Raw genomic sequence first — 20,514 nt, forward strand, 5'->3', positions numbered from 1 at the left:
GCGCCGCGTGCGCCGGGTGGGACGACGGTTGGGGCGGCGGGCGTCTCCGTCAGTCGAGGTCGTCCGGTGCCAGGTCCGGTCGCAGCCGGTGCCAGGCAGGCTGCCGCAGCCGCCCCGCCTTCGTACGCGTCGAGTACCGCACCTCTCCGACCAGCCGGGGCAGCACCCAGTGGGCCCCGGCGACCGGTGGCGTCTCGTCGAAGGGGCAGGTGTCGATCGCGGCGACGCGGAGCAGATCGGCGAGCCTGGTCCGCTCGGCGTCGCTCCAGCCCGTACCGACGCTGCCCGCGTAGCGCAGTCCACCCGGATGCCGCTCGCCGACCAGCAGCGCACCCGGCAGGCCGCCCAGCCGGCCGCGTCCGGGCACCCAGCCGCCGACGACGACGTCCACCGTGCGGGCATGGCGGATCTTGATCCACGTACGGGCGCGGACCCCGGGCTCGTACACCGAGTTCAGCCGCTTCGCGATCACGCCCTCCAGGCCCGCCTCGCGCGTCATGGTCAGGGCCTCGTCGCCGTGCCCCACGACCACCGCGGGCGTCGACCAGCGCGGCCCGTCCAGCCCGAGCTCCTTGAGCGCCGCGCGGCGCTCGGTGTACGGCAGGGGCGCCAGGCTCCGGCCGCGCAGGAACACCGCGTCGAACAGCACCAGGTGGGCCGGTACCCGCTGCGCCGCGCGGGCGGCCTTCCCCGGTGAACCGGAGAGCCCCATCCGCGACTGCAACCGCTCGAAGTCACTGCGCCCCTGGTCGTCCAGCGCGACGATCTCGCCGTCCAGTACCGCCGGCACGCCGCCGAGCGCGGGCCCGAGCGCGGTCAGATCCGGATACGCGGGGGTGATGTCGGCCCCGGACCTGGCCAGCAGCCGGAGCGAGCCGTCTCCCGGCAGATAGACCATGGCGCGCTGGCCGTCCTGCTTCACCTCGTACGCCCACTGCTCGTCGGTGGCGGCGGGCGGCAGATGGCCCGGGGTGGCGAGCATGGGGGCGAAACGGGGCAGAGAGGCCATGGCGGCAGCCTCTCAGCAGTCGGGCCGCCCGGCGCGCGGACACCCCCTACGCCTGGTCGGCGGCCCGGTAGGTGCAGACATGTACGCCCGTGCCACTGATCGCCGTGGAGACCAGTTCGAGCGGGCGCAGCGCACCGTCACCGGGGAAGATCGTCTTACCGCCCCCGACGACCACCGGCATGATCATGAGGCGGAGCTCGTCGGCCAGCCCCTCGTGCAGAAGGGTGCGGGCGAGCGTGGGGCTGCCCATGACCAGCAGGTCGCGGCCCTCGGCCGCGCGCAGCTCCCGGATGCGGCCGACGGCCGTGTCACCGGGGATGCGCGTGGTGTGGGACCAGGTCAGCTTGTCGTCGCCGAGGGTGCTGGAAACGACGTACTTCGGGATGGAGTTCATCCGGTCGGCGAAGGGGTCGCCCGCCCGCTCCGGCCACGCCGCAGCCATGTTCTGCCAGGTGCGCCGGCCGAAGAGCAGTGCGTCGGCGTCGCCCAGCGCGGCGTCGAACGCACCGCCCACCACCTCGTCGAAGTACGGGTGCGTCCAGCCGCCCTGTGTGAAGCCGCCCTCGGTGTCCTCCTCGGGCCCTCCGGGCGCCTGCACGACCCCGTCCAGGCTCATGAACTCGCTGATGACGATACGCACGGCTTCGCTCCTTGGTCCGATCCGGATGTGTGACTGTGAGACTGCCGCACACCGGGGAAGTCATCGGTGCGGGGGAATTCTCCGGACGTGATCCTCGGGGCGAAATCCTCGGGACGGACGCCCGTACGCATGGCACCATGTGCGGCATGACGACCAACCGAAAGGTCCATGCCGCGTAACCGCGCAGGACACCTCCGCAGAGGCCGGGTGTACGACCGCCGACCGCACCGAGCGAACACCGTCATCGACGGCGTCTCCTCGCGCACGCTCGCCGAGATCGCCCGCCTGGAACTGAGCCGCAACTACCTCTCGCCCGGCGAGGTCGCCGAGGCCGTGCGCGGCTGGAGGCAGCACATGCGGCAGCCGCTGGGCGCCCTCTGGCGGGACGACGAGCTCGGCAACTCCCACTGGGACTGCTGCGGCGACCCACTGGAGGCACGGGAGCTCCTCGACACGGTGCTGGGGGCGCTGTCGCCGCGTGGGGCACGCGAGCTCCGACGTGTCGTCAGCAGGCTCGACGCCGGCGGATGAGCTCCGCCGGCGCCGTGGGAGTCACCGTGCCGCGCTCCGCCGTCAGTTGTAGCCGAAGCCCTTGGGGAGCGGAGCCTGGCGGAACAGCCGGGTGGGGACCGCGTCGGCCATCGTGCCGTATCCGGCGGGGGTGAGATGCAGATGGTCGCCGGTGTCCAGCGCCTCCTGGAGCTGCCTGGACTCCCGCGGGTCGCGGACGGCCCGGTCGAAGTCGATCACGCTGTCGAAGCGCCCGCTCGTACGGATCCAGGTGTTGACGGTCTGCCGTGCCTGCTCGCGGTGGCCGTCCGGGTCGTCGTAGTCCGTGTTGCCGCCCATCGGGGTCAGCGTCGCCCCGTACACGCGGATGCCCTGGGTGTGGGCGCGGGTGACGATCTGCTCGTACGCGGCGATGACATCGGCCGCGACCTGCTTCTGGGCGGCCGGGGTGGCCTCGGCCGTGCCGATGTCGTTGATGCCCTCGAAGACGAGCAGCCAGTCCACACCGCTCTGGGCCAGGACGTCACGGTCGAGCCGTGCCAGGACGTTGGGGCCGAGGCCGTCGTTCAGCAGCCGGTTCCCGCCGGCCGCCTGGTTGACCACGGCCGCCTTCGACGTGGCGGCCCCGGCCCTCAGCCGCTTCTGCAACAGATCGGGCCAGCGGTCGTTCATGTTGGTCGTGGAGCCCCGGCCGTCGGTGAGTGAGTCGCCGAGCACGACGGCCGCCGATGTGGTGCTCCTGGACCAGACCTCGACGCCGCTGAGGAAGTACCAGTGGTCGGTGGGCGTGGCCCCGGGCAGGTCCGCGTCGCCCACATGGTCACCGGAGCGCAGATAGGACGTCGTACGGGAGCCGGGGTGCGAGGTGATGGACGTGGACGCCTGACCGTTCGCCAGATACACCGTCGCCGTCAGGTCGGAACCCGGCGCGAGCGTGAAGTCCAGCGGGTCGGAGACCGCCTGGGCGCCGGCGGGGACCGAGACGGAGGAACGCCCCTGGAAGGTCACGGGCCGCGTGCTCCCGGCCTCCACCGCGCTGCTTCCCGCCTTGCCGTCGAGGGGCGGGGCGACGGACACCTTGGTGATCGGCAGCACGACGTCACCGAAAGCATTCGAGAAGCGGAGCCGTATGTGCTCACCGCCGGCGGAGACGTGGACCGTCTGGCGCAGTGTGGCGTCCGTCAGGACCGAGTCGTCCTCGGTGAACGGTGCCGGGGGCATGTTGTCCGGCTCCGTCAGCTGCGGCATGGACGTCCAGGTGCTCACCCAGCGGGCGTTGCGCTCGCCGGGCGCCGGTGAGCTGCCGGGACCGTGGCCCTCACCGGCGCCGAGCGCGGGGGTCACGAGGGCTGCGGTGAGCGCGGCGGCGGCGAACAGGCTGAACATCGACGATCTTCGGATCACGGTGGTGCTCCCTCTGGCTGGGTGGGGGAAGCATGGGTGAACCCGGGGATGTGTGGGGCGACTTCGGTGACGTCCGGGGATTCGAGCGGCAGGCTAGCCGGTCCGACAATTTTCGGTCAATGCTCCGAAAGCTTCGAAAACTTTCGTCGGTTCCAGAGGGCCCACGGCCGCCTCACAGGCTTCAGAGGCCCCACAGGCTCTACCGGCCCCACGGGCCGCGCAGCTACGAGGCGCGGGTTCAGCCGAAGAGGTCTCGGGCGGCCTTCCCGAACGCCTTCCGCGTCAGGGGCCCGAGCGCCGAGTGGTCGACCAGACCGCCGTCCCGCAGGGCCGCCTCGTACGGGATGCGTACCAGGTCCCCCACGAGGGGGCCCAACCGTCGTTCCGCCTCGTCGAGTTCGGACCGGCCGGCGGCGGTCCCCGTGAGGTCGGAGAGGACCAGGAGGGCGTCGGACACGAGCGAGGCATGACGGTGCCCGGCGAGCCAGTCCAGCCGGCCGGCGGTCTCGGCCACCTGGTCCGGGTCGCCGGAGCAGGTGACGACGAGACGGTCGGCCTCGCCGAAGGTGCCGCGCAGCGACGGTCCTGGCGGTGCGAAGTCGCCGCTGAAGTCGACCACGAGGGTGCCCATCCTGCGCATGCGGGCGAGGATGTCCCGGTGTTCGCGCGCCGAGGGCGGGGGCTGACCGGCCGGCGCGTGTTGGTGGACGAAGTCCGCGCGGTTGGAGTCCTTGAGCGTCACCCAGACCCCGGTGGGTGAGAGCCGGATGTCGGCGGGGGAGAGCATCGCGGACACCCGGTGGTCGGGGAGACCGCGCCCGTACGCGGTGTCCTCGTCGGCCACCATGCGGTAGCCGAGCACGTGCGCGGCGGGGGCGAACGGCAGCATCAGCACGGGGGGCCGCCGGGACGCGGGGGTCGCCGCGGCGAGAGCGGAGGCGAGCTGCACGGCCACGGTCGACCGTCCGGTGCCCGGGCCCGCGCCGAACACCACGGCGAGACGGCCCGGCCTGTCGCCGAACGGACGGATGACGGTCTCCTTGCCCGCCCTGGTGCGGCGGCGCAGGACATGGCGTGAGACCTGCTCGGGGCGGCCGGGCAGGCGGAACCACTTCGTGAGCTGCCGGCCGCGGCGTCCCGGCTCGTGCGTCTCGTACGGCCGGTCATTCGCGGTCGGCTCCCCGCCAGGAAGCGGAACATCCCCGCCCGCAGGCGAAGCCTCCCCGTCCGGAAGCGGAACCTCGGCGCCGAGCGGGAGTCGCGCCGCCAGCAGGACCTGTGGACCGGGCGCCGCTCTGGAGGACAGGTCGAGCCTGGCGTGGTCGATGACGGTCGCCGTACTCGCGGGCAGCCACCAGGAGAACGGCTGGAGGAACGCGTCCCGGGGGACGCGGTCGCGGAAGGCGGCCAGCATGGACTCCGCCGTCATCGCCCGGTGGTGTGTCGGGAGCGTCAGGAACGGGCTGAGGACGGCGGCCAGGGACGGGTCGGAGATCTCGTCGAGGAGTGCCCGGCCCACCTCAGGCGCGTCCTCGCCGTCGGTCAGCAGAGGTTCGTACCTCCTCGTGCCGGACGGGTGCCAGTCTGTACGGGACCCGAGGAGGCCGAGCAGGGCGGCGAGCGCGCGTACGTCCCCGGCCGTCCGGCCCGGCGTCGGTGCGGTGCCGGGGGCGGCCGTCTCGGAGCGGTGCCAGCCGATGAGCAGCGGTCCGTCGAGCGTGAGCAGGACACGGTCCGCCGACAGATGGCCGTGCACGATGCCCGCGTGGTGACTGTGGTCGAGGGCCGAGGCGAGCCGCTGGCCGAGCACCAGGATCAGGTCCGTGCCGAAGGTCTCGTGGACCCGCAGCGACTGCGCTACGGCCCGCAGCGCCGGGGCTCCTTGGCCCAGCCGGTTGAGGGCGCCGGTGGCGGCGGCCCAGAAGGTGCCGGAGTCGAAGGCGGCATCGAGGAGCGACGGGAGACAGGGGTGGTCGAACCGGGCGATGGCAAGGGCCTCACGGCGGACCTCGGCCATGCTCCGGGGGTGCGTCGACGAGGCCCGGATCACCGCCTGCTCCTTGCCCTTGGACCCGGCGAACAGCGAAGGACCGCCGGGCTGGCCGGCCTGTCCGGTGAGCCGGTACCCCCCGAGGGTGGCGAGGGATCCGCTGTCGACGGCGGACCAGGTGGTGCTCGCCGCCGAGTAACCCACGAGCGGGAACTGCGGGTAGATGCTCCCCGGCGGGCTGAGCCGGATCTCCCGGGGCAGCGTCGGCTGTTCGGTCCACTCCTGCGCCGACAGCCCGGTCAGCCCCAGGCGGTCCTGGAGCGCCGGGCTCAGCCAGGCGAAGGCGCTGCTGTCGTCGGGCAGCCGGCTCGTCCCGTCGGGGCGGTCCAGCCATGCCGGGAAGTCCGGTGAACGGCCCACCAGTTCGGCGATGTGCTCGGACACCCGGCGGGTGGAGGCGAGGACCTCGGTGGTGGGGACGGCGTCCAGAAGGATGTCCCGGGAGTCGCTGGTGAACGCGAAGACACGCTGCTGGGGCAGGACATCGGCGGTCGGGGGCCCGTGTCCCGCCTCCGCCGGGCGCAGCATGCCGCTCAGGAACACCTCGGCCAGATGGGCCGTGGTGACCGGGCGCGGAAGGGAGTGGACGACGAGGCGCATCACCGGGATCGTGAGCGGTGAGACCGCCGCGAGATGGGCCGCCAGACGGTAGGCCTCCGGCGAGACGGCCCGGCGGAACCGCTGCACCTCCGCGTCGGGCCGGACACGCCGGGGCGGCTGCTTCGTGTGTGAACGGGCCCGGACACCCGACGGGCGCTGCCGTTCCGCCGTGTCCGCGTCCCACAGGGCGAGCACGCCTCCGGAGCCTTCGCCCGCGGTGACCCGGGCCCAGTCGGCGAACGACTGGGGTGACGGCGTCAGGACCGGGACGGGCGTCGTGCCGAACGAGGAGAGCGCCTCCGGCAGCACCGGATCCCGCACCCGCCACGTGGAGTTGGCGGCCCCGGGTCCGGGCGCCCTGACCGACCAGCGGCGGGTCGGCAGCCCGGAACCCCGCCACATGCGGGGCGGCAGCGTGTGGATCACCGCGGTGGGGCTGTGCGCCGCCCAGCGGGACAGCACGGCCCGCATGGCACCCGTACGCCACCCGGGGCCCGCCCCGTCGGAGATCACCAGCGTCATGGTCCGGCCCGAAGGGTCGGTGAGCACCTCGGCGGAGACCGTCGGCGCGTCCGGCACGAAGGGGCGTGAGCTGATCCGCGGCGCCTGCCCCGGCCTCAGGCGCAGTCCGTACGTACGGATCTGACGGAAGGCGCCGATGTGGGCCAGCAGCGAGTTGAGCTCCGAGCAGAGCTGCTGCCACAGGAGCATCGAGACACCGTCGTCGACGACGACCGTGAGGTCCAGCCAGCGGTCACGGGCGGGGCGTGTCACCACGTCGAGCAGCCCGGAGTGGGCGATCCGCGCCGCGGTCTCCGCCTCGTCCAGCTCCTCGGCCGACGGGTGCGGGCGGTACTGCTTCAGCGGTCGCAGCGCGCGAGCCGTGCGCAACGGCAGGGCGAGCGCGTGCGGATGGGGGATGCGCACGGGCAGCGCGGCGCTCCGGTCCTCCGCGGGTTCTGCGGGTTCCGGGGGTTCTGCGGGTTCCGTCTGCGCAGGTCCGGGCTCCGGGGCAGCGGGGTCGTCGTCCCGGCCGGGGGCCTCGGAGGAACCGGCGTAGCCCTCCGCCTCTGAGCCATCCGCCGGCGGGGCCGCCGACGCGTGCAGGCCGGCCGGCGCGGGCTCGTCCCCCGGAGCATCGGGCCCGCTGGTGCTCTCCTTCTCCTCCGCCCACGCGGCCGGGGGAGGGACGCCGGGTTCCCGCGCCGCGCCGGGCGGACGGGCGCCCCCGCCCAGCAGACCCATGGCCGCTGCCAACGGCGCATCGGCAGGCATCCGCTCCGCCAGCCACAGGCAGTCGGCCAGCTCCTCGGCGGTGACGTCGAATCCGACGTCCCGCAGCAGGGAGAGCAGACGGTCAGGCACGGCTACAGAGCACCCCCCAGCCGGTGCAACACCGCTTCCAGCAGCCCCTCGGCGTCCAGATCGACCCCGCCGAGGCGCAGGAACGCCGCGTTCAGCAGCTGGTCCGTGGCCAGCTCGCCCGGTGCACGCCTGGCCAGGAACGCCCGTACAAGATCGTCCACCCGGGGCAGGGCGTCCGCACCCAGATGGGCGGCCACGATGGCGCGCAGCCGTTCCTCGTCGGGGTCCGGCAGGTCCAGCCGCAGACAGCGCCGCAGGAAGGCGGGCGGGAACTCCCGCTCACCGTTGCTCGTGATGACCACGACAGGGAACTCCTGGCAGCGCACCACCCCCCGGTGGACGGTCACGGTGTCGCCGCCCCGCGAGCTGTGGACCTCGATGTCGTCCTCACCGGGTGGCAGCCGGGAGAGCTCGGGGATCTCGAACTCGCCCTCCTCGAACACCGTCAGCAGGTCGTTGGGCAGGTCGACGTCACCCTTGTCGAGCTCGTCCACGAGCAGCACACGGGGGCGCCGGTCCGCCACCAGGGCCGTGCCGAGCGGGCCGAGCCGGATGAAGTGACCGATGCCCGGGACGGTGTCGGCCGCGTCGTGCCGGAGATTGGTCTCGCGGAGCCTGCCCACCGCGTCGTACCGGTACAGCGCATCGGCCAGCGTGGACCGGCTGTTGACCGGCCATCGCAGCACGGGGCCCAGCGAGAGCTCATGGGCCACGGCATGGGCCAGCGACGACTTGCCGGTGCCCGGATGACCGGTGACCAGCAGCGGCCTGCGCAGATGCAGGGCCGCGTTGACGATGTCCCGCTGGGTCGGTCCGATCAGGTACGGGCGCGGGGCCCTGGGGGCGCCGGCCTCGGACCCGGCCGTGTCCTGCCCGCCGAACCGCCGCCACGGCGGCGCGGCCGGCATCGTCACCTGGCGCGGCGGCCCTTCCCCGCGGAAGAGCCGCCAGCCGTCGGGGTCTTGCGGCGTGAGGTGATCTGCTGCCGTCATGAGGTCGCGTCCTCCCAGGACGGGTCGCTCCAGTAGGGCTCGGGCGGAGTGCGGGACGCGTCGTCCCACACCAGTACGGGGGCCACCGTGTCCGCGCGGGATCCCCCCAACGACCGGGCCCGGTGCGCCCGGACACGCTCGGGCAGGCTCCGCGGGTGGCCGTTGAGCATGAGAGCGGTGAGCTGGTCGATCCGCCGCGGTGAGTCGTTGCGGTCCCACAGCACGACGGGGATGCCGTGTGCCAGACAGACGACCTGGAGCGTGGGCCGGTGCTCAGGCGCACAGCCGACGGCGAGGCGGCCGGTCTTCTGGTCCTGGTGCAGGAGCTTGTACACGTGTTCCGGCTCGCTGTGCTCGGGCATGAGCCGGGCGAACCCGCCCGCGGGGAATCCCACCGATCTGGTCTCCCAGGCCCTGAGCCTCTTCAGCGACTGCGTGCGCAGCTCCGGGCACCGCACCACGACGGCGTACTCCACGCCCAGGACGGACGGGAAGCCACCGTCCGAGTCACCGTCGTCCCAACGGTCCACCGGCAGGTCCAGATCCTCCGGCTCGACCAGGAACTCGACCAGCGGCGAGCTGCGCACCCGCACCGCGGCGGGAACCTCGCGCAGGAGGACGTCCTGGACCAGCCGGGCCACCTCCTGGGACCCACGCGGATCGTCGTCCGCCCGCACCAGCCGAAAGGCGCCGTCCTGCCCGGTGCCGGAGTCGTACCAGACGGTGCAGCGATGCCCGCCCGACGGGTCCCGGGCGAGCTGCACGGTCACCCGCGGCTCCGCGGGTGCCGTACGGGACCGCCGGGCGCGGGCCCAGTCCTCCGCGTCGGTGCGCCGGGACAGCAGGACCGACTCGTGCACACCGGTCCTCTCCGCCACCGCCGCGACCCACTCGCGCAGCTCGCGCCGCTGCCCGGGATCGGTGAGCGCGGCGACGTACTCCACCGCCGTCAGCAGGGCGGGCACCCGGTGCGGGGTGTCGGTGGACGCGCTGTCACCCCAGTAGTTCTCCAGGGCGAGCACGAGACTCCGTACGGCGTCGTCCGGGTCGCCCCTGAGCGAGTCGAGCGGCTCGTCCCAGAAGGTGGTGTTGACCAGCGCGTCACGCGCGGCCTCCTCCAGCAGCCTGCCGGGCTCCCCGTCCAGCAGGGCCAGCAGGGACGCCAGCTCCAGCGGGGTGAGGATGCCGGGGACCAGCGCACCACGGCACAGCGACAGCAGCTTCAGCGCGGTTTCGCGCAGCCTGCCGGGCAGTTCGTCGGTGAGGACGGCCGCAGCGCGGGGCCGGGTCAGCACCAGGTCCACCAGCGCGGCCACCGAGGCGTCGGCCGCGGTGTCGCCCGGCAGCCCGAGGGCCGAGAGCACCCGGTGGGTGTGGCGCAGACGCTGCTCCTCGTCCGGCAGCAGACTCAGGACGACCTTGTGGAGCTTGTGCCGCAGGACAGGGGCGACCGCCCTGGGCGGGAGCCGGCCGGTGTCACCGGGCGCCGGGCCGGCCGTCATCTCCTGCGCGGCCAGGAACCGTTCGACGCTCTGCCACGGCGCGACGATGGCGCGGCGCTGTACGTTCTCGGCGCGGAAGGGCCCGTCCGGCGGCGACATCACCCCGAGGACGAGCCCGACGGCCGCCCGCTCCTTCTCGCACCACAGCGGCCCTCCGCTGTAGCCGGGGCCGATCGCGGCACCGCGCGGCGCACCGTCGACGAAACCGTGGTCCTGGTGCACCGCGCCGACGTTGCTGTCGGCGTAGGTGAACGACGCGCCGTCGCCGTACCACGCGCGGACCTCCTGACCCCGGTCCATGTACTGCCAGGGCGCGGGTGCCACGGGCTCGCCGGGCTCCTCCGCCAGTTCCAGTACGGCCAGATCGCCGCCCCAGAGGGGCTCGCCGAGCAACGCGGGGATGCCGGGTGCCCCCGCCCGGTGTGCGGGCTTCCACGCCACGAGCCGTGCCGCGAGGTCGGGCCCCTCGGGCAGGCACGGGAAGCCCACCCGCAGAGAGGCGTCCCCCGGGGCGTGCCGGCTGAACATGGCACGGCCCAAGGCCTCGTTGACCACGTGGGCGCACGTCAGCAGCCGCCGCCCGCCCACGTAGACACCGCTGCCCACGACGCGTGCGGTGCTCGGGCTCAGGACCGACACCAGGGACAGCCGCGCGGCGTCCTCGCCGGATGCGTCACGATTCCCCCGTCCGAGCATCTCAGCCGTCCGTGGTGGCTTGCTGTCCCAGGTGCCAGTTGGCGGTGACGGTCAGCGTCGCCTCGCCCCCGACACCCACGACCCCCAGCTTGAGGTCGTGCCCGACCCGTACCCCGAAGCTGACCGAGATCTCGTCGGGAGGATCGGGGACGGCGGCCGCCGTGTCACGGACCTGCTGGAGGAGCGGAACCAGGGGAGCCATGACGCCCCGCAACGCGGTTCCGGCCACCGCTCCCAGCCGCGACCCCCGGGCCACCGGCGCCGACATGCCGAAGCCGGGTGCCGATCCCTCGGCCGGGACGGCCGCAGGGAACACCTGGAGGGCCAGCGACGAACCGTCGTCGAACTCGAATTCCATGAAGTCTGACACGCAGTAATCCTCTCCCAACGGACCTGTGCGTAGGCGCGATTGGGAAGAGCTGATCCGTACGACGGACACGGGGACCGGCCGGCGGGGCATGAGAGCCCCGCCGGCCGACGGAAGAGCCCGGCTCAGTCCGTGTTGTTGACGCCGCCACCGAAGACGGTTGCCTCCTGCGAGGTCTGGGTGATGCCGTTCGCGCCGTTGAAGACGCGCTCGCCCCATGAGCTCAGCCGGTTCGGGTCGAAGTCGATGGCCAGGTCGAGGATCGGGTCGGTGTTGCCGCTCCAGGACCACGCCAGATAGCCGAGGCCGAGCTGTTCGGCGGTGGCCATCATGGTGTCCTCGTCCGGGTCGCCGTACTGGTCGGCGGGGCCGCCGAACTCGCCGATGAGCAGGGGAAGTCCGGCGTCCACGAACGCGTTCAGGTAGTCGGTGACCGCCTCGGCCGTGTTGTAGACGCTGTACATGTGGATCGAGAAGATCAGGTTGCCCGTGGTGTCGGCGTCGTACACGGCCTGGGCGTTGGCGCGCATGACGCCCTCCCAGTCCTGGCCCCAGTTGGGCGCGTCCACCATGATCGTGTGGGCGAAGCCCGCGTCGCGCAGCTTCTGGACGGCGGCGGTCGTGGGCGCGGTCCAGCCGGCCGGGTCGGTGTTGCCCCAGGGCTCGTTGCCGATGTTGATGATGACGTAGTCCTCTTGACCCGCGAGTACGTCCTTGAGGCCGACCCAGTAGTCGGCCGCCTGGTCGAGGGTGCCCGCCTCGGCGTCCTCGCCGTAACCGGTGGTGTCGTGCACCTCCAGGACGCAGATCAGCCGGTTGGTCTTGCAGTCGTCGACGATCCCCGCGACTTCCTCGGGGCCGTTCTCCGTCCAGCGGTGGCCGTCGGAGAGCACGACGCGGACGGTGTTCGCGCCGAAGGCCTTGATGTCGGCCAGCGACTGCGTCTCACCCGGGTACCAGGTGTGCGCGTGGTTGACGCCGCGCATGACGAAGTCGTTGCCGTTGCCCTCCAGCAGACGGCCGTCGCTGATGTGCAGACCGGTGGCGGCGATGTCCGGCTGCGCGGGCCTGGCCTGCGCGGCGGCGGGGCCGAGCGCGCCCAGCAGGACGACGCCGAGAAGGGCGGCCAGGCCCTTCATCAAGGCGGTCAAGGGGCTCTTGCGTGCCGTACTCGTTGCTGATCTCACTGCGACTCCAGTGGGGTGGGTGCCGGGTGACGCAAACATCGGATGATGTGGGAGCGCTCCCATAAACCCATCTCGACAGGGTCACGTCAAGACTTCGTGCATGCTTCGACGCCCTTCGATGGACTTCGACGGACTTCGATGCCCTTCGGCGGACTGTGCGGCGGGCCGCGGCCCGCCGCCCGCGGCCCGTGTCAGGTGCTCAGGTGCTGCTGACGCAGATCGCGTCGTACGGGCGGCCCGGGCTCGGGAAGAGTTCGATGGGGGCGTCCGCTTCCGCCGGGCACTCGTCGGCGGTCTTGGTCAGGGCGATGACCTTGCTCCCGCCGCTCGCGCAGGCCACCTCCTCCGCCTCGTCGCTCACGCAGTCGCCCACCACCAGCTGACCGCCGCCCGCGCCCGCGTCTCCGGGGTGGTCGCCGGAGAGGTTACGGCCGCAGATGGTCTTGCTGGGGATGCCGCCACCGGAACTGCCGCCGAAGGACACCTTCACCGAGATGATCTCGTCGGTTCCGGCCGGGCACTCGACAGCTCCTGCGAAGATCTCGCCGTCCTTGACCTCCAGCGCCTTGATCGTCGCCTTCGGGTCATCGCAGTCGAGCCCCTGGAAGCCGTCCTTCGACTCGCTCGTGTCCGGCCCCGCGCAGTCGCCGACCTTCCAGTCCCTGGCCCCCTGGCTGCCGTTCGACCCGCTGTCACTGTCTGCGAACGGGCGGCAGGCCGTGGTGGCTCCGAGTACGAGCGCGAGCATCAGGACGCCCTTCGCGCAGTCCTGGAGAACGGTCATGCTGCTCCTCGTGTACGTGGGGTGGTCCACGCGGCAACCACTGTGCGCCGCGCGGCAGTTCGCGCGTGAGGACGACGGAACCGCACCGGACGGTTCCCGGGCCGCGACGAGCACTGTGCGCCACCGCGGAACCGGTGCGCGGGGAGGGGGCAGTGGGGCGGCAGTTCACCGGGTCACCGGGTCAGCGCAGCGCCTGCGGGCCGATGACCGAGAGGAGACGCAGCCTGTCGTGGCTCTCGCTGCCCGGAACGGCGGTGTAGACGAGCAGGCGGTGCGACTGGTCAGGGTCGAGGAGGTTCTGGCAGTGCAGTTCGAGGGCCCCGACCTCGGGGTGGATGAAGTGCTTGACGTGGTGCGGGTGGATGCCGACCTCCTGCTTCTCCCACACGCGTCGGAACTCGTCGCTCCGGGCGAGGAGCAGCTCGGCGTAGTGGGCGGCCCGGGAGCCGGGGCCCCGTAGGGCGGACGCTTCGCGCAGGCCGGACGCGAACATCCGGGAGAGGAACGCGTGATCCTCCGGTGCGTAGAGCTCGCGGGTGACCGGGTCGGTGAACCAGCGGTAGCCGATGCTGCGCGCCGGGCCGGTGTAGCGGGTCGCGTCGCCGGTGAGGGCCGTGCCGAGCGGGGTCTGCCGCAGTGTCTCGCCGAGCTCGGTGACGACCTCGGCGGGTGTGTCGTCCAGCCGGTCGAGGATGCGCAGCAGGCCGGGGCTGATGTGCTCGCTGACGGCGCCGGTGCCCCGGACGGGTGGGGTGTGGCCGGCTAGCCGGAACAAGTGGTTCCGCTCGTCGAGGGAGAGGTGCAGCCCCTGGGCGATCGAGGCGATCATCGGCTGGGACGGCTGCGGGCCGCGCTCGCGCTCCAGCCGGGCGTAGTAGTCGGTCGACATGTGGCAGAGCTCGGCGACCTCCTCGCGGCGCAGCCCGCTGGTCCTGCGCCGCTGTCCGCGCGGGAGGCCGACATCCTCGGGTTGCAGCAGCTCCCTGCGGCGGCGCAGGAACGCCGCGAGCGCCGGCCGGTCGATCTCCATGGGCCCTCTCCTTGGCTGCTCGTCCCCGGACCGCTTCCCGGGCCGTCAGCCGCTCGTCCCCGGGCCGTCAGCCGGTGTCCCCAGGCCGCTTCCCGGACCTATGCCTCTCGTACCGCGATCTTCCCCACCCTTTCTAACGCGTGCGCCGCCGCATATCCACGGAGCGTCGATCCCCCTCTGCGGCAGGCGCGTCCCGGCGTTGCCCGTGCGGGCCGTCCGTAGCCTGGCCGCGCGTATCAGTGGATCGGCAGTCCCTGGACGGGGCCGGGGCGCCGAGTCACGGTGGAGGCAACGACATGTGAGGGAGTGCAGACATGCCACGCCAGGACATCGACATCACCGTTCCCGACCTGACGGGGAAGCGCGCTGTCGTCACCGGAGCGAGTGACGGGATCGGGCTGGGCATCGCGACGCACCTGGCCGCCGCCGGCGCGGAGGTCGTCATGCCGGTCCGTAATCCACGTAAGGGCGAAGGGGCGGTCGCCCGGATCCGCGAGCGGCACCCCGGGGCGAACGTCTCGCTGCGCGCCCTCGACCTCTCCTCGCTCGCCTCCGTCGCCGAGCTCGGCGCGACCCTGCTGGGCGAGGACCGCCCCGTCCACCTGCTCATCAACAACGCCGGCGTCATGACCCCGCCCGACCGGCAGACCACGGCCGACGGCTTCGAGCTGCAGTTCGGCACCAACCATCTGGGCCACTTCGCCCTCGTCCATCACCTGCTGCCCCTGCTGCGAGCCGGTCAGGCCCGTGTGACGTCCCAGATCAGCGTCGCGGCGAACGGCAACGCCATCAACTGGGACGACCTGAACTGGGAGCGTTCCTACAGCGGCATGCGCGCCTACAGCCAGTCGAAGATCGCCTTCGGGCTCTTCGGCCTCGAACTCGACCGGCGCAGCCGAGCGGCCGGCTGGGGCATCACGAGCAACCTCGCCCACCCCGGGGTCGCGCCGACGAGCTTGCTCGCCGCCCGCCCCGAAGTCGGCCGCGCCAAGGACACGCTGGGTGTGCGCCTGATCCGCGCCCTGTCCGCCGGCGGCATCATCGTCGGCACGGTGCGTACGGCGCAGCTGCCCGCCCTCTACGCCGCCACTTCCCCCGAGGCCACGGGTGGCGGGTTCTACGGGCCGAGCTGGACGGGGCACCTGGGCGGCCCTCCGGCGGAGCAGAAGCTGTACAGCCGGCTGCGCAGTACCGATGAGGCTGAGCGGGTCTGGCGGATCTCCGAGGAACTCGTGGGTACCGGCTCCTGGGGATAGGACGGACCTCCGTCGGACCTCAGGCGCCCGGAAGGAAGAGGCAGAACGGGTGGCCGTGAGGGTCTCGCAGAACCCGTACGTCGTCCTCGGGCTGATACTCCTGCACCGTCGCGCCCAGGGCGCAGGCCCGTCCGGTCTCCGCCTCCAGATCGTCGACCAGGATGTCCAAGTGTGCCTGCATCTGCTGGCTGCCGGGGCGCTGCGGCCACTCCGGAGGAACGTGATCGGTCTCCAACTGGAAGCTGAGGCCGGGGCGTTCGCGTGCGGGATCCCTCAGACGTACCCACTCCGGCCCACGATCGACCTCCTGCCAGCCCAGCAGGGCCCGGTAGAAGTCGGCCAGCGCGGGAGGATCGGGCGTACCGAGAACAAAGGCGCCGAGTGTGGTCGTCATGCCTTCCACCTTGCCCCGGCCACCCGCACCACACATCCCCTGCCATCGCTCCCGAGCCGGCCGCTCACGGCCACCTCCGGACCCGACATCCTGCTGTGCCCGATGCGGCGGGGCCGGGTCTCCTGCCTGGGGAGGAGGGCGAGGCCCGGCTCGTACGAGCGCAGCAGGCGGAAGTGACGGTAGGCGCACGACGCCCGGGAGGCGGGATCTCGCGAGTCTGGGGAGGTACCCCCCAGACCGGATGCGGAGATCTCAGACTCGTGGCTACCTTCCTGTATCGCATGGGCCGTGCTGCCTTCCGGCGGCGCTGGCTCGTCGTCCTCCTGTGGGCGGTGCTGCTCGGCGCTGTCGGGGCCGGTGCCGCCAAGGCGCCCGGCGCCGGGGACGACGGCACGTCCTTCATGCCGGGCATCGAGGCGCAGAAGGCGTTCGACCTCATCGAGGAACGCTTCCCGGGACCGGACGCCGACGGTGCGACGGCCCGGATCGTGTTCATCGCCTCCGACGGGGAGAAGGTGACCGCGGCCGGACATCGTGCCGCCGTCGACACCCTGGTCGACGAGGCGGCGGACGCGCCCCAGGTCTCCGGGGCCGTCAGCCCCTTCAAGGCCGACGCGGTGAGCAAGGACGGTTCGACCGCCTACGCCACCGTCTCCTACAAGGTCGCGGCGGGAGACCTGACGGACGCGGACAAGCGTGCGCTGGAGGACATCATCGACGAGGCCCGGGGCTCCGGGCTCACCGTGGAGGTCGGCGGCACCGCCCTCGCCACGCAGCCGGCCGCGGGTGGACCGGCCGAGGCCATCGGGATCGGGCTCGCCGCCGTGGTCCTGCTGATCACCTTCGGCTCCGTCGCCGCTGCCGGGCTCCCTCTGCTCACCGCGGTCGTCGGTGTCGGGATCAGCATGTGCGCGATCCTCGCCCTCGGCAGCGCACTCGGGCTGTCCATGACCACCGGCACCCTCGCCTCGATGCTGGGCCTCGCCGTCGGTATCGACTACGCCCTGCTCGTGGTGTCCCGCTACCGGGAGGAACGGGCGGGCGGACACGCGCCGCAGGAGGCGGCGGGGCTCGCCGTCGGCAAGGCCGGCTCCGCCGTGGTCTTCGCCGGTCTCACCGTCGTCATCGCGCTGGCCGGGCTGTCCGTGATCGGCGTACCGATGCTGACGAAGATGGGGCTCTGCGCCGCGGGGACCGTCGTCCTCGGCGTCCTGGTCGCGCTGACCCTGGTGCCCGCGCTTCTGGGGATGTGGCCGAACGCCGTCCTGTCCAGGAAGGCCCGGCGCCGCGGCGGCGCGGTTCGGCCCGCGGATGCGCCGGACAACGGTGGCTCCCGGTGGGCACGGTTCGTGCTGCGCCGGCCGGTGGCGGTGCTGCTGGTCTGCGTCGCCGGGCTGGGCGTGCTCGCCCTGCCTGCCGCCGACCTGGACATGGGCATGCCGGGCGACGAGGCCAAGCCGGTCTCGTCGACGGAGCGGCGCGCCTACGACGCGCTCGCCGACGGTTTCGGCGCCGGCTTCAACGGCCCGCTGACGATCGTCACGGACGTCGGCGGTGCCGCGGATCCCAAGGCCGCCGCCACGGCCGTCGCCGAGCGGATCGGGACCACCGACGGTGTCGTGTCCGTCTCCCCGCCGCAGTTCAACACCGCGGGCGACACGGCCATCTTCTCCGCCGTACCGGCCGACGGGCCGAGCGACGAGGCCACCAAGGACCTCGTGCAGACCATCAGGGACGAACGCCCCGCCCTGGAGAGCGGGACGGGGTCCACCTTCGAGGTCACCGGTTCCACCGCGATGAACATCGACGTGGCCCAGGCGCTCCAGGACGCCCTGGTGCCGTACCTGATCGTGATCGTGGTGCTGTCCCTGGTGCTGCTGATGATCGTCTTCCGCTCCGTGCTGGTGCCCGTCAAGGCCGCCTTCGGGTTCCTGCTGTCGGTGCTGGCGTCGCTCGGCTCGGTCGTCGCCGTGTTCCAGTGGGGCTGGGGGGCCGAGCTGCTGGGAGTGGAGCAGGCCGGGCCGATCATGAGCCTGATGCCGATCTTCCTGGTGGGCATCGTGTTCGGCCTGGCCATGGACTACGAGGTGTTCCTCGTCGCCCGGATGCGTGAGGCGTACGTCCACGGGGAGCGTCCGGCGCAGGCGGTGGTCACCGGCTTCCGGCACAGCGCCCGTGTGGTCGCGGCCGCGGCGGTGATCATGGTGGCGGTCTTCTCCGGGTTCGTCGGATCCGGCGAGGCGATGATCAAGACCATCGGTTTCGGTCTGGCGGTCGCCGTGCTGTTCGACGCGTTCGTCATCCGTATGGCCTTCGTGCCCGCGGTACTCGCCCTGCTCGGGCACCGGGCGTGGTGGCTGCCCCGATGGCTGGACCGGATCCTGCCGCACGTCGACGTCGAGGGCGCGAGCCTCACCGCGCGGTCCGAGACCGCCGCGGTCACGGGCGGAGGGGCGGACAAGAAGGAGCCGGTCCACCTCTGACCCGGTCGGTTCCCGAGCCGGTCGACTCCTGATCTGGTCCACCCCTGATCTGGTCCACCCCTGACCCGGTCGACCCCCGACCCGGCGCTCCCTGCCCGGTCCGGCAGCGAGCCGCGGCGCCGTGCACACGGTGCCGCGGTCCCTGTCTGTCACCATGTCCTGAGCCATCCCTACCTGGGAGAACGCGCGATGAGCACCACCGGACAGCGCCTGAAGACCGCCCGCCACCCCTACGTCACCGAGGGCCTGACGCTCGGTCAGCTGTACGTGCTCGCCGTGGGCGGCTGTGTCCTCTCCTACGTGGTCACGCCGGATTCACCCCCGCTGTGGCCCGCCCTACTGCTGTGCGCGTTCGCCTGCGCGGCGCTGCCCTGGCGGCGCAGCCACCCCCTGCTCGTACTGGCGGTGAGCACGCTCTGCATGGTCACCGTGTCGCTGCTGGGCCACCTGGTGACGGCCCTGGTGATGGCCCCGCTCATGGCCGCGCAATATTCCGTGAGCCTGCGTGTCCACCGCCGCACAGCTTGGTACGTGGCAGTCGTGGGCACCGTGGCCATGGTCGTCTCCGGAGGGTGGCACAGCGGGTTCCAGCACGAGTGGATCATCAGCCTCGTCAATCCGGCTGCCTGGGTGCTGCTGTCCGCCGCCCTCGGCAACTACGTACGCGACCGTCGCGACTACGCCGCCGCGCGCACCGAACACGCCGCCCGGGAACGCGAGGAGGAGGCCAGGCACCGCGTCGTCCAGGAGCGCATGCGCATCGCGCGTGAACTCCACGACGTCGTCGCGCACCACCTCGCCCTGGCCAACGCCCAGGCCGGTACCGCCGCCCACCTCGTACGGGCCGATCCCGGCCAGGCGTACGAGATGCTCGGCAAGCTCTCGGAGACGACGACCGCCGCCCTGCGTGAACTCAAGGCCACGGTCGGACTGCTGCGCCAGGACACCGACACCGACGACGGCCGGACGCCGGCCCCGGGGCTGAGGCAACTGCCGGATCTGGTCACCGCCTGCGCCGCGGCAGGTCTTGAGGTCGGTGTGGCCGTGGAGGGGCGGCAGCGCCCTCTGTCGCCGGGGATCGACCTGACGGCGTACAGGATCGTCCAGGAGGCCCTGACCAACGTCACCAAGCACTCGGCCACCGGCAGCGCGCGCGTCACGCTGGCCTACGGCCCGCAGGTCCTGACGCTCACGGTCGTCAACGACAGCGGCGTCGCCACCGCACGCCCCGAGGACCGGCCGGGACCCGGTCGGGGCTTCGGGCTCCTCGGCATGCGGGAGCGCGCCGTGGCCACCGGTGGCACCTTCCGGGCGGGGCCACGGCCGGAGGGCGGCTTCGAAGTCTCCTGCGCACTGCCCCTCGACAGTCACGACGAAAGCGCGGCCCCATGACCATCCGTGTCCTGCTCGCCGACGACCAGGCCCTCCTGCGGGCCACCTTCCGCATCCTCATCGACTCCGACCCCGGCATGACCGTGGTCGCCGAGGCGGCCGACGGCCAGGAGGCCGTCGAACTCACCCGCCGGCACGGGCCCGACGTCGTCCTCATGGACATCCGTATGCCTGGCACCGACGGGCTGGCCGCCACCACCGACATCTGCTCACGGCCGGAACTCGCGAGCACCCGCGTCCTGATCCTCACCACCTTCGAGAACGACCAGAATGTCGCCGAGGCCCTGCGCGCCGGTGCCAGCGGGTTCCTCGGCAAGGACGTCGGCGCGGACGTACTCCTGACCGGCATCCGCACCGTGGCCGCGGGTGAATCCCTGCTCTCTCCCACGGCGACCCGTGCACTCATCACCCGCTTCCTCGCCGCCCCCGACGACACACCGCTCGCGCCGCCCGAGGGCCTGGCCGCGCTCACGGACCGCGAGCGCGAGGTCATGGCGCTGGCCGCCCATGGCAGGTCCAACATCGAGATCGCCGAACACCTCGTGGTCAGCCCGCTGACCGTCCGCAGCCACATTCAACGGGCCATGAGCAAGATCGGCGCCCGCGACCGCGCCCAACTCGTGGTCGTCGCCTACCAGAGCGGGCTGGTCCAGCCACGCCCGTACGGCGCCGGGTGACGCGGTGGTGAGGGGCTGTCACCACCGCGCCGGCCAGATCCGCGCCGGAGTCCCGCGTCCACGGGGTCTCGCCGGTGGAGCGCACCGAACACCCGGCGGCTCGAAGGACGGGTCATCGGCCCGTACGGGCGAGGCGGCAACCCTCACCGCGGCAGTGGGACCCGGGGCGGTCCAGC

Annotated in this window: 15 protein-coding genes and 1 pseudogene; 5 read left to right on the forward strand and 11 right to left on the reverse strand. The window is 72.4% G+C overall.

Annotation, left to right across the window (positions count from 1 at the left end):
* Window positions 1–49 precede the first annotated feature (49 nt).
* On the reverse strand, window positions 50–1,009 hold the full coding sequence (ligD, locus tag OG623_RS22185) for a non-homologous end-joining DNA ligase (protein WP_406148678.1): 960 nt from the start codon (window positions 1,007–1,009) through the stop codon (window positions 50–52).
* 46 nt (window positions 1,010–1,055) lie between these two features.
* Complete coding sequence (locus tag OG623_RS22190; RefSeq protein WP_406148680.1) at window positions 1,056–1,649, reverse strand: dihydrofolate reductase family protein; 594 nt, start codon at window positions 1,647–1,649, stop codon at window positions 1,056–1,058.
* A gap of 168 nt (window positions 1,650–1,817) precedes the next feature.
* Here OG623_RS22190 and OG623_RS22195 point away from each other — a divergent pair, with 168 nt between their 5' ends.
* Entirely contained in the window at window positions 1,818–2,180 is a 363-nt protein-coding gene (locus tag OG623_RS22195) for a hypothetical protein (protein WP_406148681.1), read from the forward strand.
* Window positions 2,181–2,222: 42 nt separating this feature from the next.
* Here OG623_RS22195 and OG623_RS22200 read toward each other — a convergent pair whose 3' ends face one another.
* From OG623_RS22200 to OG623_RS22235, 8 genes and pseudogenes are all read right to left on the reverse strand, one after another.
* Entirely contained in the window at window positions 2,223–3,545 is a 1,323-nt protein-coding gene (locus OG623_RS22200) for an SGNH/GDSL hydrolase family protein (RefSeq protein ID WP_406151957.1), read from the reverse strand.
* A gap of 256 nt (window positions 3,546–3,801) precedes the next feature.
* Complete coding sequence (locus OG623_RS22205; protein ID WP_406148682.1) at window positions 3,802–7,578, reverse strand: SAV_2336 N-terminal domain-related protein; 3,777 nt, start codon at window positions 7,576–7,578, stop codon at window positions 3,802–3,804.
* Between the two features lie 2 nt (window positions 7,579–7,580).
* Window positions 7,581–8,570: an AAA family ATPase gene (locus OG623_RS22210; protein WP_406148684.1), complete on the reverse strand. Its 990-nt coding sequence runs from the start codon at window positions 8,568–8,570 to the stop codon at window positions 7,581–7,583.
* Window positions 8,567–10,768 carry a trypsin-like peptidase domain-containing protein gene (locus OG623_RS22215; RefSeq protein ID WP_406148685.1) on the reverse strand — a complete coding sequence of 734 codons (2,202 nt, stop codon included), beginning with the start codon at window positions 10,766–10,768 and terminating at the stop codon, window positions 8,567–8,569. Before OG623_RS22215 ends, OG623_RS22210 begins: the two co-directional genes overlap by 4 nt.
* A 1-nt stretch (window position 10,769) precedes the next feature.
* Window positions 10,770–11,138: a CU044_2847 family protein gene (locus tag OG623_RS22220; RefSeq protein WP_406148686.1), complete on the reverse strand. Its 369-nt coding sequence runs from the start codon at window positions 11,136–11,138 to the stop codon at window positions 10,770–10,772.
* Between the two features lie 140 nt (window positions 11,139–11,278).
* Window positions 11,279–12,322: pseudogene (locus tag OG623_RS22225) on the reverse strand (glycoside hydrolase family 5 protein); the annotation flags it as partial.
* 199 nt (window positions 12,323–12,521) lie between these two features.
* A complete protein-coding gene (locus OG623_RS22230) occupies window positions 12,522–13,106 on the reverse strand; it encodes a hypothetical protein (RefSeq protein ID WP_406148687.1) in 585 nt (194 codons plus the stop codon).
* A gap of 181 nt (window positions 13,107–13,287) precedes the next feature.
* A complete protein-coding gene (locus tag OG623_RS22235) occupies window positions 13,288–14,136 on the reverse strand; it encodes a helix-turn-helix transcriptional regulator (protein ID WP_406148688.1) in 849 nt (282 codons plus the stop codon).
* 314 nt (window positions 14,137–14,450) lie between these two features.
* Between OG623_RS22235 and OG623_RS22240 the strand changes: the two genes are divergently transcribed.
* On the forward strand, window positions 14,451–15,392 hold the full coding sequence (locus tag OG623_RS22240; protein WP_406148689.1) for an SDR family oxidoreductase: 942 nt from the start codon (window positions 14,451–14,453) through the stop codon (window positions 15,390–15,392).
* 19 nt (window positions 15,393–15,411) lie between these two features.
* Here OG623_RS22240 and OG623_RS22245 read toward each other — a convergent pair whose 3' ends face one another.
* Window positions 15,412–15,786 (reverse strand): VOC family protein, encoded by a 375-nt coding sequence (locus OG623_RS22245; protein ID WP_406148690.1) that lies wholly within the window; start codon window positions 15,784–15,786, stop codon window positions 15,412–15,414.
* 260 nt (window positions 15,787–16,046) lie between these two features.
* Here OG623_RS22245 and OG623_RS22250 point away from each other — a divergent pair, with 260 nt between their 5' ends.
* From OG623_RS22250 to OG623_RS22260, 3 genes are all read left to right on the forward strand, one after another.
* A complete protein-coding gene (locus OG623_RS22250) occupies window positions 16,047–18,269 on the forward strand; it encodes an MMPL family transporter (RefSeq protein ID WP_406148691.1) in 2,223 nt (740 codons plus the stop codon).
* Window positions 18,270–18,458: 189 nt separating this feature from the next.
* On the forward strand, window positions 18,459–19,661 hold the full coding sequence (locus tag OG623_RS22255; RefSeq protein ID WP_406148692.1) for a sensor histidine kinase: 1,203 nt from the start codon (window positions 18,459–18,461) through the stop codon (window positions 19,659–19,661).
* Window positions 19,658–20,338, forward strand: a complete 681-nt coding sequence (locus tag OG623_RS22260; protein ID WP_406148694.1) for a response regulator — start codon at window positions 19,658–19,660, stop codon at window positions 20,336–20,338. The genes OG623_RS22255 and OG623_RS22260 overlap by 4 nt, the downstream gene beginning before the upstream one ends.
* The last annotated feature ends 176 nt before the right edge of the window (window positions 20,339–20,514 follow it).

The organism is Streptomyces sp. NBC_01012 (assembly GCF_045162755.1).
Lineage (GTDB): Bacteria > Actinomycetota > Actinomycetes > Streptomycetales > Streptomycetaceae > Streptomyces.

Bases quoted from the DNA above. Each gene is read 5' to 3' on its own strand.
- ligD (WP_406148678.1), bottom strand. From the start codon at position 1,009: ATGGCCTCTCTGCCCCGTTTCGCCCCCATGCTCGCCACCCCGGGCCAT.
- OG623_RS22195 (WP_406148681.1), top strand. From the start codon at position 1,818: ATGCCGCGTAACCGCGCAGGACACCTCCGCAGAGGCCGGGTGTACGAC.
- OG623_RS22200 (WP_406151957.1), bottom strand. From the start codon at position 3,545: ATGTTCAGCCTGTTCGCCGCCGCCGCGCTCACCGCAGCCCTCGTGACC.
- OG623_RS22210 (WP_406148684.1), bottom strand. From the start codon at position 8,570: ATGACGGCAGCAGATCACCTCACGCCGCAAGACCCCGACGGCTGGCGG.
- OG623_RS22215 (WP_406148685.1), bottom strand. From the start codon at position 10,768: ATGCTCGGACGGGGGAATCGTGACGCATCCGGCGAGGACGCCGCGCGG.
- OG623_RS22230 (WP_406148687.1), bottom strand. From the start codon at position 13,106: ATGACCGTTCTCCAGGACTGCGCGAAGGGCGTCCTGATGCTCGCGCTC.
- OG623_RS22235 (WP_406148688.1), bottom strand. From the start codon at position 14,136: ATGGAGATCGACCGGCCGGCGCTCGCGGCGTTCCTGCGCCGCCGCAGG.
- OG623_RS22240 (WP_406148689.1), top strand. From the start codon at position 14,451: ATGCCACGCCAGGACATCGACATCACCGTTCCCGACCTGACGGGGAAG.
- OG623_RS22245 (WP_406148690.1), bottom strand. From the start codon at position 15,786: ATGACGACCACACTCGGCGCCTTTGTTCTCGGTACGCCCGATCCTCCC.
- OG623_RS22255 (WP_406148692.1), top strand. From the start codon at position 18,459: ATGAGCACCACCGGACAGCGCCTGAAGACCGCCCGCCACCCCTACGTC.
- OG623_RS22260 (WP_406148694.1), top strand. From the start codon at position 19,658: ATGACCATCCGTGTCCTGCTCGCCGACGACCAGGCCCTCCTGCGGGCC.